The organism is Micromonospora globbae (assembly GCF_036184225.1).
Classification (GTDB): Bacteria; Actinomycetota; Actinomycetes; order Mycobacteriales; family Micromonosporaceae; genus Micromonospora; species Micromonospora globbae.
In genome coordinates this window covers 4,547,421-4,561,874 of record NZ_CP108084.1, presented here as the reverse complement: position 1 = coordinate 4,561,874, position 14,454 = coordinate 4,547,421, and the positions used below count along the sequence as shown (strand labels likewise).

The 14,454-nt window shown below is 74.2% G+C and carries 13 protein-coding genes; 7 read left to right on the top strand and 6 right to left on the bottom strand.

Translation table 11 applies throughout. From position 1 onward, the window contains the following. Positions 1 to 92: 92 nt before the first annotated feature. Both OG994_RS20395 and OG994_RS20390 read left to right on the top strand, forming a co-directional pair. Positions 93 to 737 carry a rhomboid family intramembrane serine protease gene (locus tag OG994_RS20395; RefSeq protein ID WP_120327652.1) on the top strand — a complete coding sequence of 215 codons (645 nt, stop codon included), beginning with the start codon at positions 93 to 95 and terminating at the stop codon, positions 735 to 737. A gap of 177 nt (positions 738 to 914) precedes the next feature. Next, positions 915 to 1,883: an NAD(P)/FAD-dependent oxidoreductase gene (locus OG994_RS20390; protein WP_328850651.1), complete on the top strand. Its 969-nt coding sequence runs from the start codon at positions 915 to 917 to the stop codon at positions 1,881 to 1,883. A gap of 181 nt (positions 1,884 to 2,064) precedes the next feature. Here the strand turns inward: OG994_RS20390 and OG994_RS20385 are convergent, their stop codons facing one another. Together OG994_RS20385 and glpX are read right to left on the bottom strand one after the other, a co-directional pair. After that, positions 2,065 to 2,997, bottom strand: a complete 933-nt coding sequence (locus OG994_RS20385) for a DMT family transporter (RefSeq protein ID WP_328853756.1) — start codon at positions 2,995 to 2,997, stop codon at positions 2,065 to 2,067. A 26-nt stretch (positions 2,998 to 3,023) separates the two neighbouring features. Continuing rightward, complete coding sequence (glpX, locus tag OG994_RS20380) at positions 3,024 to 4,055, bottom strand: class II fructose-bisphosphatase (protein ID WP_120327654.1); 1,032 nt, start codon at positions 4,053 to 4,055, stop codon at positions 3,024 to 3,026. Positions 4,056 to 4,213: 158 nt separating this feature from the next. On the opposite strand from glpX, the gene OG994_RS20375 reads away from it, so the two are divergent. Further along, on the top strand, positions 4,214 to 5,029 hold the full coding sequence (locus OG994_RS20375; RefSeq protein WP_328850650.1) for a DUF4245 domain-containing protein: 816 nt from the start codon (positions 4,214 to 4,216) through the stop codon (positions 5,027 to 5,029). Positions 5,030 to 5,296: 267 nt separating this feature from the next. Further along, positions 5,297 to 6,145, top strand: coding sequence for a hypothetical protein (locus tag OG994_RS20370; protein WP_328850649.1), 849 nt, complete (start codon positions 5,297 to 5,299; stop codon positions 6,143 to 6,145). Between the two features lie 67 nt (positions 6,146 to 6,212). On the opposite strand, the gene OG994_RS20365 is transcribed toward OG994_RS20370, so the two are convergent. Together OG994_RS20365 and xseA are read right to left on the bottom strand one after the other, a co-directional pair. Further along, a complete protein-coding gene (locus OG994_RS20365; RefSeq protein ID WP_120327657.1) occupies positions 6,213 to 6,434 on the bottom strand; it encodes an exodeoxyribonuclease VII small subunit in 222 nt (73 codons plus the stop codon). Positions 6,435 to 6,476: 42 nt separating this feature from the next. Continuing rightward, positions 6,477 to 7,697 (bottom strand): exodeoxyribonuclease VII large subunit, encoded by a 1,221-nt coding sequence (gene xseA, locus OG994_RS20360; RefSeq protein ID WP_328850648.1) that lies wholly within the window; start codon positions 7,695 to 7,697, stop codon positions 6,477 to 6,479. A 164-nt stretch (positions 7,698 to 7,861) separates the two neighbouring features. Between xseA and OG994_RS20355 the strand changes: the two genes are divergently transcribed. Next, entirely contained in the window at positions 7,862 to 8,851 is a 990-nt protein-coding gene (locus tag OG994_RS20355) for a 4-hydroxy-3-methylbut-2-enyl diphosphate reductase (RefSeq protein ID WP_328850647.1), read from the top strand. Positions 8,852 to 8,893: 42 nt separating this feature from the next. Continuing rightward, on the top strand, positions 8,894 to 9,337 hold the full coding sequence (locus OG994_RS20350; protein ID WP_120327659.1) for a hypothetical protein: 444 nt from the start codon (positions 8,894 to 8,896) through the stop codon (positions 9,335 to 9,337). A gap of 149 nt (positions 9,338 to 9,486) precedes the next feature. Here the strand turns inward: OG994_RS20350 and rmuC are convergent, their stop codons facing one another. Then, positions 9,487 to 10,650, bottom strand: coding sequence for a DNA recombination protein RmuC (gene rmuC / locus OG994_RS20345; RefSeq protein WP_328850645.1), 1,164 nt, complete (start codon positions 10,648 to 10,650; stop codon positions 9,487 to 9,489). Between the two features lie 54 nt (positions 10,651 to 10,704). On the opposite strand from rmuC, the gene OG994_RS20340 reads away from it, so the two are divergent. After that, on the top strand, positions 10,705 to 11,469 hold the full coding sequence (locus OG994_RS20340; protein WP_120327661.1) for a hypothetical protein: 765 nt from the start codon (positions 10,705 to 10,707) through the stop codon (positions 11,467 to 11,469). A 182-nt stretch (positions 11,470 to 11,651) separates the two neighbouring features. Here the strand turns inward: OG994_RS20340 and ppc are convergent, their stop codons facing one another. After that, the gene (gene ppc, locus OG994_RS20335; protein ID WP_328850644.1) at positions 11,652 to 14,438 is read right to left on the bottom strand and encodes a phosphoenolpyruvate carboxylase; all 2,787 of its coding nucleotides are present in this window, start codon (positions 14,436 to 14,438) and stop codon (positions 11,652 to 11,654) included. Positions 14,439 to 14,454: the final 16 nt, after the last annotated feature.

Sequence of the window (14,454 nt, the reverse complement as noted above, 5' to 3'; positions counted from 1 at the left end):
GGGCGGGTGGGTGAGCCACCCGCCCCCGTTCCCGCCCGATGTGCCCGGGCCGCGAGTGGCGGTCGGGCGGGTTTACTGATAGCAGTTGGAGGGTGACCCTGCTCCCCGGAAGCGGCGACCCCCACCGGTTCGGCACCGAGGCGTTCTACGCCGCACTCGGCCGGGCCTTCGTGGCGATGTGCGCGGTCGTCCCGTTCCTCTTCCTCGTCGAGGTCGTCGACCAGGGTCTCGCGTTCGGTCTGGACGCCACCGCCGGGATCATCCCGAAGCGCATCGACGGGCTCGACGGCGTCTTCTTCTCACCGTTCCTGCACCACGGCTTCGACCACCTCTACAGCAACAGCATCCCGCTGATCCTGCTCGGCACGTTCGTGCTCGCGGCCGGCGCCCGCCGCTTCCTCTGGTCCACCCTGCTGATCATCCTGGTCAGCGGCCTCGGCGTCTGGTTCACCGGCTCGCCGAACTCCGTGGTGGTCGGCGCCAGCGGAGTGATCTTCGGGTACCTCGGGATCCTGCTCACCCGCGGCATCGTCGAGCGGAGCTGGTGGAACTTCGCCGTCTTCGTGCTGGTCGGGCTCCTCTACGGCTGGCAACTCGTCGGCGTGCTGCCCACGGACGAGCGGATCTCCTGGCAGGGCCACCTCTTCGGGCTGCTCGGCGGGGTCGTGGCGGCCATCCTGTTCCGGCGCCGCCGCCACGACCCCTACCGCTCGGAGTCCACGCTGCCCATGCCCTGACGGGCCGCGCGCGTCCCGCGCCGGCCACCGCCCGGGCCGCCCGCGCCACGTCCCGCGCCGGCCCCCGCCGGGGGCCGCCCCCGCGCGATCCGCGGGACATGCTTGCCCGGGCCCCGCCACCGCCCTACCGTCGGCATCAGCACGCGTTGATCCGCGAGCGGGAAGCGACGGTACGCCATGCGCGAGGTCGATGTCGCCGTGATCGGGGCCGGTCCGGCCGGTCTGTTCGCCGCGTACTACGCCGGTTTCCGTGGGCTGTCGGTGGCGGTGGTCGACGCGCTGCCGGAACCGGGCGGCCAGGTCACCGCCATGTACCCCGAGAAGCTGATCCTGGACGTGGCCGGGTTCCCGTCGATCAAGGGGCGCGACCTGGTGGCGAACCTCGTCGCCCAGGCCGCGCCGTTCGACCCGTGCTACCTGCTCGGCACCCGTGCCGAGACCCTCTCGTACGCCGACGACCGGCCCGTGCTCGGCCTCGCCGGCGGTGCGCGGCTGCGCTGCGGCGCGGTGATCGTCACCGGTGGGCTGGGCAGCTTCACCCCACGCCCGCTGCCCGTCGCCGAACACTTCACCGGCGCCGGGATCGTCTACTTCGTACCCCAGCCGGCCGAACTCGCCGGCCGGGACGTGCTGATCGTCGGCGGCGGCGACTCCGCCTTCGACTGGGCCCTCACGCTGCAACCGCTGGCCCGCTCGGTGACCCTCGTGCACCGGCGGGAGAAGTTCCGCGCCCACGCCGCCACCGTCGCCCGGGTGCTGGCGCTGCCGGTCCGGGTGGTGGTCAACGCCGAGGTCACCCGGCTGCACGGGGACGGCACGGTGAGCGCGGCGGAGATCACGGTACGGGGTGGTGCCGCCGAGACCCTGCCGGTCGACACGGTCGTCGCGGCGCTCGGCTTCACCGCCGACCTCGGCCCGCTCGCCGGGTGGGGACTGCGGCTGGACCGCCGGCACATCGTGGTCGACAGCACGATGGCCACCAACCTGCCCCGGGTGTTCGCGGCGGGCGACATCACCGAGTACCCGGGCAAGGTGCGGCTGATCGCCACGGGCTTCGGCGAGGCGGCGACGGCCGTCAACAACGCGGCCGTGGCGATCGACCCGGCCGCCCACCTCTTCCCGGGCCACTCCTCCGACGGCAGCTGAGCCGACGACGTGCTGGCCGAGACGGTGGCGGCGCCGCGGAGGTGACGGCCGCCGGACGGGCCGGGCCGGCGGTCCGGCTCGTCGGGGCCGGCGGGCGGCGCGGTCTGCGCGACCGCTACGAGGCCCACCACCAGCACACCGGGGTTGCCACCCCGCCCTCCGGCGGCCGGTGTTCCGGTCGTCAGCGCTGCGGCGCCAGCGCGGCGACCAGCACGGCCACCAGGGTGAGCGCGGCGCCGAGCAGCGTGGTGGGGCCGGGGTGCGAGGCCGCCGTCGGCAGGGCCATGTCCAGCCCGACGGCACCCACGATCTGCCCGGCGATGGTCGCCAGGCCGAGCAGCAGGACGCCCGTGAAGCGCACGATGGCCGCCGCGAGGGCGATGAACACGATGCCGATCGGGCCACCGACGTACAGCCAGGGCTCGGTGGGCAGGCTCCCGGCCGGCCATCCGCGTACGGCGACGTCGACGGCGAACGCGACGAGCAGGGTCACCGTGCCGACGGTGAAGTTCACGAGCGTGGCGGTGAGGGCGCTGTCGGCGGCCGCCCGTACGCGCCCGTTGACGGCCTGCTGCCACGCGATGCCCACCCCGGCCAGCAGCGGCAGCACGGCCAGCACCAGCGCGTCCGGCTCGCCGAGCCGGTCGCCGACCGCCAGGAGCACCGCCACCACGGTGAGCGCGGCGCCGGCCAGCCGCTGCGCGGTGAGCGGCTGCCGGCCGGTGGGCCCGACACCGGCCCGGTCGACCGCGAGGCCGCTGCCGGTCTGGCCGGCCACGACCGCCACCGTGAAGACCGCCACGCCCAGCGTGCCGATGGTGAGCCCCTGGGTGGCCACGAGGAAGGCGCCGCAGACGCCGCCGAGGCACTGCCAGGGGCGCAGTGAGCCGGAGGCCAGCGCCCGGCGCAGGGCGGCCAGCCCCCGCCGCCCGGTCGGGGCGGCGGGGACCAACACCAGCAGCACCAGCAGGCCGACGCCGAAGGAGATCACGGCGGCCGCGAAGCCGTCGTGCAGGCGTACGCCCAACTCGCCGTTGATCCGCGACTGCACGGCGACGGCGAGCCCGGAGAGGATCGCGAGCCCCGTCCCCGCGATCCGTCTGGTCGCCGGCAGGACGGGGCGGTCCGTGGTGGCGGTGCTCACTCCTGCTCGGCCAGGGGGCGGCCGTCGAAGTCGACGGCCGAGTAGAGCGCGAGCTTCTCCAGCCGGTGGTAGGAGTCGATCACCCGGATCGTGCCGCTCTTCGAACGCATCACGATCGACTGCGTGTACGCGCCCCCGGCCCGGTACCGCACGCCGCGCAGCAGGTCACCGGAGGTGATGCCGGTGGCCACGAAGAAGCAGTTGTCCCCGGTGACCAGGTCGTCGGTGGTCAGGACGCGGTCCAGGTCGTGTCCGGCGGCCAGCGCCTTCTCCCGCTCCTCGTCGTCCTTGGGCCAGAGCTTCGCCTGCATCATCCCGCCCATGCACTTGAGGGCGCAGGCGGCGGTGATCCCCTCCGGGGTGCCGCCGATGCCCATGAGCACGTCGACGTCCGACTCGCCCCGGGCCGCCGCGATGGCGCCGGCGATGTCGCCGTCGGAGATGAACCGGATGCCCGCGCCCGCGCGCCGGATCTGGCTGACGAGGTCCTTGTGCCGGGGCCGGTCCAGGACGCAGACCGTCACCTCGGAGACGTCGGTGCCCTTGACCCGGGCGATCCGGCGCAGGTTCTCGGCCACCCCCGCGTCGATGTCCACGACGTCGGCGTACAGCGGGCCGACGGCGAGCTTCTCCATGTAGAACACCGCGCTCGGGTCGAACATCGCGCCCCGCTCGGCGACCGCCAGCACCGCGAGGGCGTTCGGCATGCCCTTGCTCATCAGCGTGGTGCCGTCGATCGGGTCGACCGCGACGTCCACCTCCGGGCCGGACCCGTCGCCGACCTCCTCGCCGTTGAAGAGCATCGGGGCGTTGTCCTTCTCGCCCTCGCCGATCACCACGACGCCCCGCATGGGGATCGAGTTGATCAGCTTCCGCATGGCGTCCACGGCGGCCCCGTCACCGCCCTCCTTGTCGCCGCGGCCGACCCACCGGCCGGCGGCCATGGCCGCCGCCTCGGTGACCCGGACCAGGTCGAGGGCGAGGTTGCGGTCCAGATTCTGCGGGATCCGGGTCCTGGTGTTCGTCATGACGGCTCCTCCTCGCGACGTTGCGGGGTGGACCGGCGCGGCGGACGTCCGCTGCTGCCGGCTTTGTCGCTGATCCTCACACGATGGCGGAACGGGCGCTGGGGCGGGGCGCTGATGGCCCGGATACCGCCGGTCGGGGCGGCTGCGAGAATGGCGAGGTGGAACCCGCACAGCCTGCCGACCGCGTCCCCGCCGACCGCCTCCCCACCGGCGACCCCGGCCCCGGCGAGCCGGGCGAGACCGACGCCGCGCCCACCGCGGGGCCGGCCCGGGTCGAGCCGGCCGGGACCGACGCCGCGTCCGCGGCGGGGCCGGCGCGCGTCGATCCGGCGCCGACCGACCCGGACGCCGTCGCCCAGCCGGCCCTCGTCGAGTCGACGGGCGCCGTGCGGCCCTCGACCGTGGCCGAACCGTCCGGGGCGGCGTCGCTGGATCCGCCGGCGCCACCGGCCGCCGTCGACGCCCGCCGGTCCGACCGGTCGCCGAAGGACATGGCGATCTCCCTGCTCGTGCTGTTGATCCCGATCGCCCTGCTGCTGGCCTTCTACCGGGGCTTCCTCGGCGGCGACCAGCCCACCCAGGTCGACCCCAGCCCGGCGATCGAACAGGCCCAGGGAGCCAACGCCTTCCCGGTGAGCCAGCCGACCGGGCTCGGTGACGACTGGCGTACGGTCAACGCCCGCTACCAGGAGGTGGAGGGGGGCTCGACGCTGCGGATCGGCTACGTGACCCCGGAGGGGCAGGGCGCCCAGCTCGTGCAGAGCAACGTGCCCGCGGAGCGGCTGATCCCCGCCGAGCTGAGCGACCGCGCCCAACCACAGGGCCAGACCGACCTGGACGGGCGGAGCTGGCAGCGGTACACCGCCCGGCAGAACGAGCAGGCGCTCGTGCTGCTGGAACCGGGCCGCACCGTGATCGTGGTGGGCGACGCCCGGGAGAACGAGCTGCGCCGGCTCGCCTCCTCGCTGCGCTGACCGATCCGGTGCCTGGCGGCACCGGCTGCCGGCAGCGATCTCGTACCGTCCCGCGCACCGCGGCGGCGGCGCGTGCCCAGCGGCGGCGGGACGACCCGCGCGAAACCGGACAGCAGGGTGATTGCGCGACCCCGCCGGAGGGAACAGAAGGGTGGCGGGCGGAGGTCGGCCCGGTCGGCCGGCTCGGGCTCGTGCGGCGCAGTCGAGGGTCTGCGTCGCCGGTCCCGGCGCGTGAGCCCGCGTCGGGAGACCCTCTGGGAGACACAGATGACTGTTCGACGAATCAGCGCCGGCCTGGTGGCCGCGGCACTGTTCACCCCGGGCCTCGTCGCCTGCACCGACACCGGCACCACGGGGACCGGCGCCTCGCCGACCGCCACCGCGTCCGGGACGGCCACGGCCACCGGCACCGTCGCGCCGGGCGCCGGTGACGCCAAGCAGGAGCTGCTCGCCTCCACCGAGGCGATCCGCACCGGGAACTTCCGGTTCACCATGACCGGCGGCGGCAGCACCGCCGAGGGCCAGGTGCACGAGCCGAGCCAGAGCGCGCGGATCCGGGTGTCGCTCGGCGACGCGTCCTCCGACCTGTCGATGACGCTCGACGTCATCCATCACCGGCCCGACAGCTGGGTGAAGGTGGACCTCGGCGGCCGCGCGGCCGGCAAGGTGCCGGGGGTGGAGGCGCTGAACCTCGGCAAGTACCAGCACCTCGACCAGAACCGCATCAAGGGCGACCGCAACCTCGGGTTCGACTTCGACCGGCTCGACCCGGCCGGCAGCGAGGTGCTCACCCGGGGCATCACGGAGGTGCGGCGGACCGGCGAGGGCGCGTACGCCGGCACCATCGACGTGTCGGAGGCCGCCGAGGCCGGGTCCCTGGACGCCAGCATGATCGCCGCCCTCGGTGCGCAGGCGAAGTCCGTCCCGTTCACGGCCAAGGTGGACCCGCAGGGCCGGCTCAGCGAGCTGGTGATCCAGGTGCCGGCCTCCGGCCAGACGGCGGCGCAGGAGATCCGGGTCACCTACTCCGACTACGGCAACGCCACCGCCGCGCAGAAGCCGCCGGCGGACCAGGTCGTCGAGGCGCCGCCGGAGCTGTACCGCCTCTTCGACTGACCCGACCTGCCATCCGGCAGTCGTGGCGGGCGGGACACCAGGTCCGCCCGCCACGTCGGCCTCAAGGTCAGGAGGACTCGTCCTGGCGGGCCGCGTCGATGCGGGCGCGGGCGCCGTCCAGCCAGCGCTGGCAGATCACCGCGAGCGCCTCGCCGCGTTCCCACAGCGCCAGCGACTCCTCCAGCGACGTGCCGCCGGCCTCCAGCCGCTCCACCACCGACGCCAGCTCGGCGCGCGCCTGCTCGTAGCTGAGCCGCTCGTCCGGCCCCGCCTTCGTCTCCTCAGTCATCGACCCCATCCCAGCACACGGCCGCCGTCGACCCTCGGCGGCTCACCCGTCCACCGTCGCGGCCAGCTCGCCGTCGGCGAGGCGTACGCGCAGCGGGTCGCCCTTGCCCACCTCGGACGCCGCCCGGACCACGTGGCCGTCGGCGCGCTGCACGATCGCGTACCCCCGCTCCAGCGTGGCCGCGGGCGACAGCGCACGAAGGCGGGCGAGCGTGTGCCGCAGTTCGTCGTCCGCGGCGGCGAGCCGGTGGTGCAGGCAGCGGCCGGCCCGCTGGCGGAGCATGGCCAGCTCGGTGGCCCGCTGGTCGATCATGACGTGGGGTCGGGCCAGCACCGGCCGGGACCGCAGCGCGTCGAGCCGGTGCGTCTCACGGTCGACGAGGTTGCGCACCGCGCGCTCCAGCCGGTGGCGGGCCTGCCCGATGAGGCGTACCTCCTCGGCCAGGTCCGGCACGATCCGCTTGGCGGCGTCGGTGGGCGTCGAGGCGCGGACGTCGGCCACGTAGTCGAGCAGCGGCGCGTCCGTCTCGTGGCCGATGGCGCTGACCACCGGCGTACGGCAGGCGAAGACCGCCCGGCACAGCGCCTCGTCCGAGAAGGGGAGCAGGTCCTCGATGCTGCCGCCGCCCCGGGCGATGACGATCACGTCGACGGCCGGGTCGGCGTCGAGCACCTTGAGCGCGTCGACGATCTGCGGCACGGCGCTCGGCCCCTGCACGGCCACGTTGACGGTGCGGAACTCGACGGCCGGCCAGCGCCGCCGCGCGTTGGTGAGCACGTCCCGCTCCGCCGCCGAGGCCCGCCCGGTGATGAGCCCGATCCGGTGGGGCAGGAAGGGCGGACGGCGCTTGCGGGCCCGGTCGAAGAGCCCCTCGGCGGCGAGCAGCTTCTTGAGCTTCTCCAGCCGCGCCAGCAGCTCACCGAGACCCACCTGGCGGATCTCGTCGGCCCGCAGGCTCAGCGTGCCCCGGGCCGCGTAGAACTCGGGTTTGGCGTGCAGCACCACCCGGGCACCCTCGCGCAGCTCCGGGGCGCCGAGGTCGAGGACGTCCCGGTTGGTGGTGACGGTCAGGCTGAGGTCGGCCGACGGATCCCGCAGGGTGAGGAAGACGGTGGTGGCGCCGGGGCGCCGGCTGATCTGCGCCACCTGCCCGTCGACCCAGACCCAGCCGAGCCGGCCGATCCACGCGCCGATCTTCTGGCTGACCACCCGGACCGGCCACGGTTCGTCGGACGTGCTCCGTTCCACCTCACCCGTGCTCACCCGCCCACCCTACGGTCTGCCGAGCCGACCGGGTTGATCATGAAGTTGTTGCCCTGTCGACGGCGTGTCGCGGGCGATAACCTCATGATCACGCGGGTGTGGCCGGGGTGGGGCGGTCGCCCGCGGCCGATGTCGGCCTCCGCCGCGGCACGTACGATGGGCGGGTGACTGAGGTGGAAGCGACTCCCCGGACCGGCAAGCGCGTGCTCCTCGCGAAGCCCCGCGGCTACTGCGCGGGCGTCGACCGCGCGGTGCAGACCGTGCAGGAGGCGCTCAAGCTCTACGGCGCCCCCATCTACGTCCGGAAGCAGATCGTGCACAACCGGCACGTGGTGCAGACGCTGGAGGCCCAGGGCGCGGTCTTCGTGGAGGAGAACGAGGAGGTGCCGGAGGGCGCCATCGTCATCTTCTCCGCGCACGGCGTCGCGCCCGAGGTCCACGAGCAGGCGAAGGCGCGCTCGCTGAAGGCGATCGACGCCACCTGCCCGCTGGTCACCAAGGTGCACCAGGAGGCGAAGCGGTTCGCCGCCGAGGACTACGACATCCTGCTCATCGGGCACGAGGGGCACGAGGAGGTCATCGGCACCTCGGGCGAGGCTCCCGAGCACATCCAGCTCATCGACGGGCCCGAGGCGGCCGACACGATCACCGTGCGGGATCCGAGCAAGGTCGTCTGGCTCTCCCAGACCACCCTCTCGGTCGACGAGACGCTGGAGACGGTCGCCCGGCTCAAGAAGCGGCTGCCCCTGCTCCAGTCGCCACCCAGCGACGACATCTGCTACGCCACCTCCAACCGGCAGCACGTCGTCAAGCAGATCGCGCCGGAGTGCGACGTGATGATCGTCGTCGGCTCCCGGAACTCCTCCAACTCCGTGCGGCTGGTCGAGGTCGCGCTCGACGCGGGCGCGCGCGCCGGGCACCTCGTCGACTTCGCGCACGAGATCGACGACGCCTGGCTGGCCGATGCCCGTACGGTGGGCGTGACCTCGGGCGCGAGCGTCCCGGAGGAACTGGTGCAGGAGGTGCTCGCGCACCTCGCCGCGCGGGGCTTCGCCGACGTCGAGGAGGTCACCACCGCCAACGAGCGGCTCACCTTCTCGCTTCCGCAGGAGCTCAAGCGGGACATGCGGGCCGCCGCCGCGGCCCGGGGCTGAGGGGGCGGAACGGACGGCCGTCCCGGCACGTCCGATACCGGTATGAGGACCCTTCGGCTCGCCGCCGTCGCCCTGGTCGCCGCCGCCGCGCTGAGCGCCTGCGGTGACCCGGACGGCGCCGGCACTCCACCCACCCCCACGGGAGCGCCCACGGTGACGTCACAGCCCTCGACCCCGTCGAGCGACCCGAGCCCGTCGAGCGTTCCGCCCACGCCGCCCGCCAGCACGCCGCCGGTACGGCCGACCAAGAGCCCCGGCGGGCCCACGCTCCCACCGCCGGTGGGCGCCACCACGCTGACCGGCACGGTCGTCGCCGGCGTCGAGCCGAACTGCGTGCTGCTCGACGGCTACCTGCTGGTCGGCGGGCCGCGCGACGTGCTGAGGCCGGGCAGGAAGGTGACCGTGAGCGGCCGGGTCGAGCCGGGCATGATGACGACCTGCCAGCAGGGCACGCCGTTCGTCGTGGAGAGCGCCCACCGCGCCTGACTCCCCCCCCGGGGGCCCACCCACGGCCTCCGGCCGTCTCCGCGGTGATCATGAGATTGGCGGGGGATCCGGGCTCCGAACGCCCCGCCAACCTCATGATCAACGAGCGGGGCCGGTGGGGGCACCGGACTGGGTGGTCAGCTGGGTGGTCAGCGGAGCGGGGGCGTGCGCTCCGTCGGCTCGAGCAGCTCCGGCGCCTGCGGCTGCCGGGGCGCCAGCTCCACCTGCGCCGGCGCTTCCAGATCCCGGTCCGAGACGCCCAGCTCGGCGAGCTTGCGGGCGCTGACCAGCACGCGCGCCTCCAGCGAGCCCACCGCCCGGTTGTACGCGGTCACCGCGCCGCCCAGCGCGGAACCGAGCCGGCCGACGTGGTCGCCGAGCGTGGCGAGCCGGCCGTACAGCTCCCGGGCCAGCGAGTGCACGGTGGCCGCGTTGCGGGCCAGCGCCTCCTGCCGCCACGAGTACGCCACCGTACGCAGCAGCGCGACCAGGGTGGCCGGGGTCGCGAGCACGACGTTGCGGGCGAAGGCGTGCTCCAGCAGGGTCGGGTCGCGTTGCAGGGCCACGTCGAGGAACGGATCGGCCGGCACGAACAGCACCACGAACTCCGGGGTGCTGTCGAAGGCGGCCCAGTACGTCTTCGCGGCCAGCGCGTCGACGTGCGCGCGCAACTGCCGGGCGTGCGCGTCGAGGTGGGTGTCCCGGCTGCGCTCGTCGCGCGCCTCCATGGCGGTCAGGTACGCGTCGAAGGGCGCCTTCGCGTCGACCACCACCGTCCGGCCGCCGTGCAGCCGCACCACCAGGTCGGGGCGTACGCCCTGCTGGTCGGTGGCCGCCGTGACCTGCTCGGAGAAGTCGCAGTGCTCCAGCATGCCGGCCGCCTCGACGATCCGGCGCAACTGGTGCTCGCCCCAGCGGCCGCGTACCTGCGGGGCCCGCAGTGCCGCCACGAGCTGTTTGGTCTCGGTGCGCAGTTCGCCCGACACCACGCTCATCGAGCGGACCTGCTCGCGCAGCTCGGCGTACGCGTCGACCCGCTCCCGTTCCAGCTCGGCGACCCGCTGCTCGTAGCGACGCAGGGTCTCGTGCAGCGGGGCCACGGCCCGGGCCACGGCCTCCTGGGACTGGGCGGTCGCCTCGTAGCTGAGCGCCCGCATCGACTGCTCCAGCCGCCCCTCGCCCTCGCGGGCGGCGCGCAGGGTGGCGTCCAGCCGGGCGATCTCGGCCGCCGAACGGGACCGGGCGGCGAGCCAGCCCACCGCGCCGCCGGCGCCGAGACAGACCACCACCACCGCCAGCGTCGGGAAGTCCATCACTGAAGCTTGCCAAACGGGTACGACTGTGCGGGCGTGGGTACCGTCGGAGACATGAGAACTCTGCTGGTGGTGATCCTGGTGGCGCTCGTGGTCGCCGCGCTGGTGTGGTGGCGGCGCGAGTCCGCGGCGCGGGCGGCACGGGAGCTGGCAGACGTACGGGCGGACGCCCAGCGCTGGTACGAGCGCCTCGGCGGCCAGGTGATGAACCTGCACGGCGACGACCCGGCGGTGCGGCAGGCGCTGGTCGACGCCAGCGAACGGTACAACGCCGCCGGCAGCCAGCTCGAACAGGCCCGTACGGTGCACCAGTACCGGCTCGCCCGGGAGACGGCGCTGGAAGGGCTCGCGTACACGCGGGCCGCGCGGATCGCGCTCGGCATCGACCCGGGCCCCGACCTGCCGCCGCTGGCCGCCGCCCAGGGCACGGGGCAGCTCACCCGGGAGCGCGAGGTGCAGGTGCAGGGCCAGATGTTCAAGGCGGGCCCGCAGCCGGGGCGGGACACCCCGTACTACTACCCGGGCGGCCGGTTCCAGGGGCGGCCGGTGCCCGCCGGGTGGTACTCGACGCCGTGGTGGAAGACGGCGCTCGGCGCCGGCGCGGGCGTGCTCGGCGGGATGCTCATCGCGGACGCGCTCTTCTCGCCGGCCTTCGCCGACCCGGGTTACGGCTGGGACGCGGGCTACCAGGAGGGCTTCGCGGACGCCGCCGGCTACGGCGACCAGGGCGGCGACTACGGCGGCGACATGGCCGGCGGCGACTTCGGTGGGGACTTCGGCGGCGATTTCGGGGGCGACTTCGGGGGCGGCGACTTCTGACCCCACCCGCGGGCTCCGGGACGGGCCGCGGTGCCCTGGACCGGCCCCACGCACCCTCAGCACCCGGACAGGCCGCGCCTGCGGGCCCCGGTCGGATGACCGGGGCACCGGGGCAGGACCGACGGGGCGGGCGGGACACCTCCGGGGTGCCCGCCCGCACTCGTGGCAGCGGTCGCGGTCGTTCAGCCCGTGTTGCGCATGCCGGCGGCGATGCCGTTGACGGTGGTGAGCAGCGCCCGCTCCAGCGCCGTACCGTCGCCGGGCGCGCGGCGACCGCCCGGTGCGGTGGCGACGGCCCGGGCCGCGGCGCCGGAGTCCCGGTACTGGCGCAGCAGCGCCACCTGGAGGTGGTGCAACGGCTCCAGATAGGTGTCCCGCACCGCCAGGGTGCGCTGGAGGACCGGGGAGCTGTCGAGCAGCGCGGGCGAGCCGGTCACCGCGAGGACCTCGCGCCTGGTCAGCTCGTACTCCTGCTCGATCTTGTCGAAGATCGGGTGGAGCTTCTTCGGGACCAGCGTCTCGACGTACCGGCGCGCGATGGTCAGGTCGGTCTTGGTCAGCATCATCTCCACGTTGGACAGGAACGTCCGGAAGAAGTGCCAGTTGCGGTGCATCTCGGCCAGCACGTCCGCGAGGCCGCTCTCGCGGGCCGCCGCCAGCCCGGAGCCGACGCCGAACCAGCCCGGGACGATCTGCCGGGTCTGCGTCCACCCGAACACCCACGGGATGGCCCGCAGGCCGGCCAGGCCGGCGCCGGTGTTCGGCCGCTTCGCGGGGCGGGAGCCGATGTTGAGCGCGCCGAGCAGCTCCGTGGGCGTCGAGGCCCAGAAGTACGCGGGCAGGTCCGGATCCTCCACGAGCGACCGGTAGGACCGGTAGGCGGCGTCGGAGACGACGTCCATGGCCGCGTCCCAGCGTTCGAGCATCTCGGCGGGTTGCCGGGGCGCCGTGTGCAGCAGGGTGGCCTGGAGCACGGCGGCCAGGGTCAGCTCCAGGTTCTCCCGGGCCAGCGACGGCAGCGTGTACTTGTCGGAGATCACCTCACCCTGCTCGGTGACCTTGATGGCGCCGTCGAGGGTGCCGTACGGCTGGGCCAGGATCGCCTCGTGCGTCGGCCCGCCGCCGCGGCCCACCGTGCCGCCGCGGCCGTGGAACAGCCGCAGGTGCACCCCGTGCCGGGCGGCGACGTCCCGCAGCGCCCGCTGCGCCCGGTGGATCGACCACTGGCTCGTGGTGATCCCCGCCTCCTTGTTGGAGTCGGAGTAGCCGAGCATGACCTCCTGCACGTCACCGCGGGCGGCGACCAGCGCCCGGTACGCCGGCAGCGACAGCAGTTCGTCGAGCAGTTCGCCACCGGCGTTGAGCTCGGCCGGCGTCTCCAGCAGCGGGACGAAGCCGATGCGGGCGCGGCCGCTGTGCACGTCCACGAGGCCGGCCTCGCGGGCCAGCACCACGGCGGCGAGCACGTCGTCGACGCCGAGGGTCATCGAGATGATGTACGACTCGATGACCTCGTTGCCGAACCGGTCCTGCGCCTCGCGGATCGTGGCGAACACGTCGAACGTCTTGCGGGCCGACTCGGTGAGCGGGGTGTCGAGGGTCGAGAGGGGCCGGCGACCGGTGAGTTCGTCGGCGAGCAGCTTGGTGCGCTCCAGCCGGGTCAGCGCCGGGTAGTCGGACACCTCGCCGACGGCGGCGTAGAGCTGCGCCAGCACCGCGTGGTGCGCCTCGGCGTGCTCCCGGACGTCCATGGTCGCGAGGTGCAGGCCGAACGCCGAGACGGTGCGGATCGTGGAGGCCAGCCGGCCGACCGCGGTGAGCTGGCCGGAGTTGCGGGCCAGCGACGCGCGCAGCAGTTCCAGGTCGGCGATCAGCTCGGCCGAGCCCCGGTAGTCCCGGCCCGGCACGTGCGGGGTGCCCTGGCGCAGCCGCTCCCGCGTGTTGGCCAGCTTGGCCTTCACGCAGCGCGCCTTGAGCCGGTAGGGCTCCTCGGCGTTGATCCGGCGGAACCGGGGCGCCACCTCGGGCAGGGCGTCGAGGTCGGCGGCGAGGCTCGCGGAGAGGTCCAGCGACACCCCGCGCAGCCGGCGGGAGACCGAGACCTCGTTGATGAGGTGTTCCATGGCCGCCTCGGTGGCCTGGATGCCGTGCTCGTGCTGGATGCGCAGCACCTCGCGGGTCACCGTCGGGGTGACGAAGGGGTTGCCGTCCCGGTCGCCGCCGATCCAGGTGCCGAACGTCAGGGGCCGGGCCGTCGGCGAGGTCTCCACACCGAGGGTGCGCAGCGTGTCGGCGAGGTCGTCGAGGACCTGCGGGGCGGCCTCGGCGTACAGGTCGCGCAGGTAGTAGATGGCGTTGCGGGCCTCGTCGGTCGGGTCCGGCCGGTCGAGCCGCAGCTCGTCGGTCTGCCACATGAGGTCGAGCAGCTCGGCCAGGCGCCGGTTCGCCGGGCCCTCGTCGCTCGCCCCGTAGAGGATGGCGTTGGCGGTCTCGGCGTCCAACTCGTCGGCGATGGCGCGCAGCTTCGACAGGATCGACCGGCGGGCCGCCTCGGTCGGGTGCGCCGTGAACACGGGACGTACGGCCAGCCGGCGGGCCACGGCGGCGATCTCCTCGGCCGGCACGCCGCGTTCGGCGATCATTTTCGCCGCCTGGTCGAGCCAGCCGCCGTGCATGGCCCGGCGCCGGCGCAGGTCACGGGCCCGGTGCACCTGCTCGGTGATGTTGGCGAGGTGGAAGTACGTGGAGAAGGCGCGGGCCAGCTTGGTGCCGGTGGTCACGTCGAGCGTGGCCAGGCGCTGCGCGGCGGCCGGCGCGTCGGAGCGGACCAGCGCCCGGATCTCCTCCACGAGGTCGAGGAGCGGGCGGCCCTCCTGGCGGGCCAGGGTCTGTCCGAGCAGGGTGCCGAGGCGGCGGATGTCGGCCCGCAGGGCGGCGTCGGGGCCGTCGTGGTCGTGCTGGTCGGTCACGGGGCGCTCCTTACGT

Bases quoted from the DNA above. Each gene is read 5' to 3' on its own strand.
- OG994_RS20390 (WP_328850651.1), top strand. From the start codon at position 915: ATGCGCGAGGTCGATGTCGCCGTGATCGGGGCCGGTCCGGCCGGTCTG.
- glpX (WP_120327654.1), bottom strand. From the start codon at position 4,055: ATGACGAACACCAGGACCCGGATCCCGCAGAATCTGGACCGCAACCTC.
- OG994_RS20370 (WP_328850649.1), top strand. From the start codon at position 5,297: ATGACTGTTCGACGAATCAGCGCCGGCCTGGTGGCCGCGGCACTGTTC.
- OG994_RS20365 (WP_120327657.1), bottom strand. From the start codon at position 6,434: ATGACTGAGGAGACGAAGGCGGGGCCGGACGAGCGGCTCAGCTACGAG.
- OG994_RS20350 (WP_120327659.1), top strand. From the start codon at position 8,894: ATGAGGACCCTTCGGCTCGCCGCCGTCGCCCTGGTCGCCGCCGCCGCG.
- rmuC (WP_328850645.1), bottom strand. From the start codon at position 10,650: ATGGACTTCCCGACGCTGGCGGTGGTGGTGGTCTGTCTCGGCGCCGGC.
- OG994_RS20340 (WP_120327661.1), top strand. From the start codon at position 10,705: ATGAGAACTCTGCTGGTGGTGATCCTGGTGGCGCTCGTGGTCGCCGCG.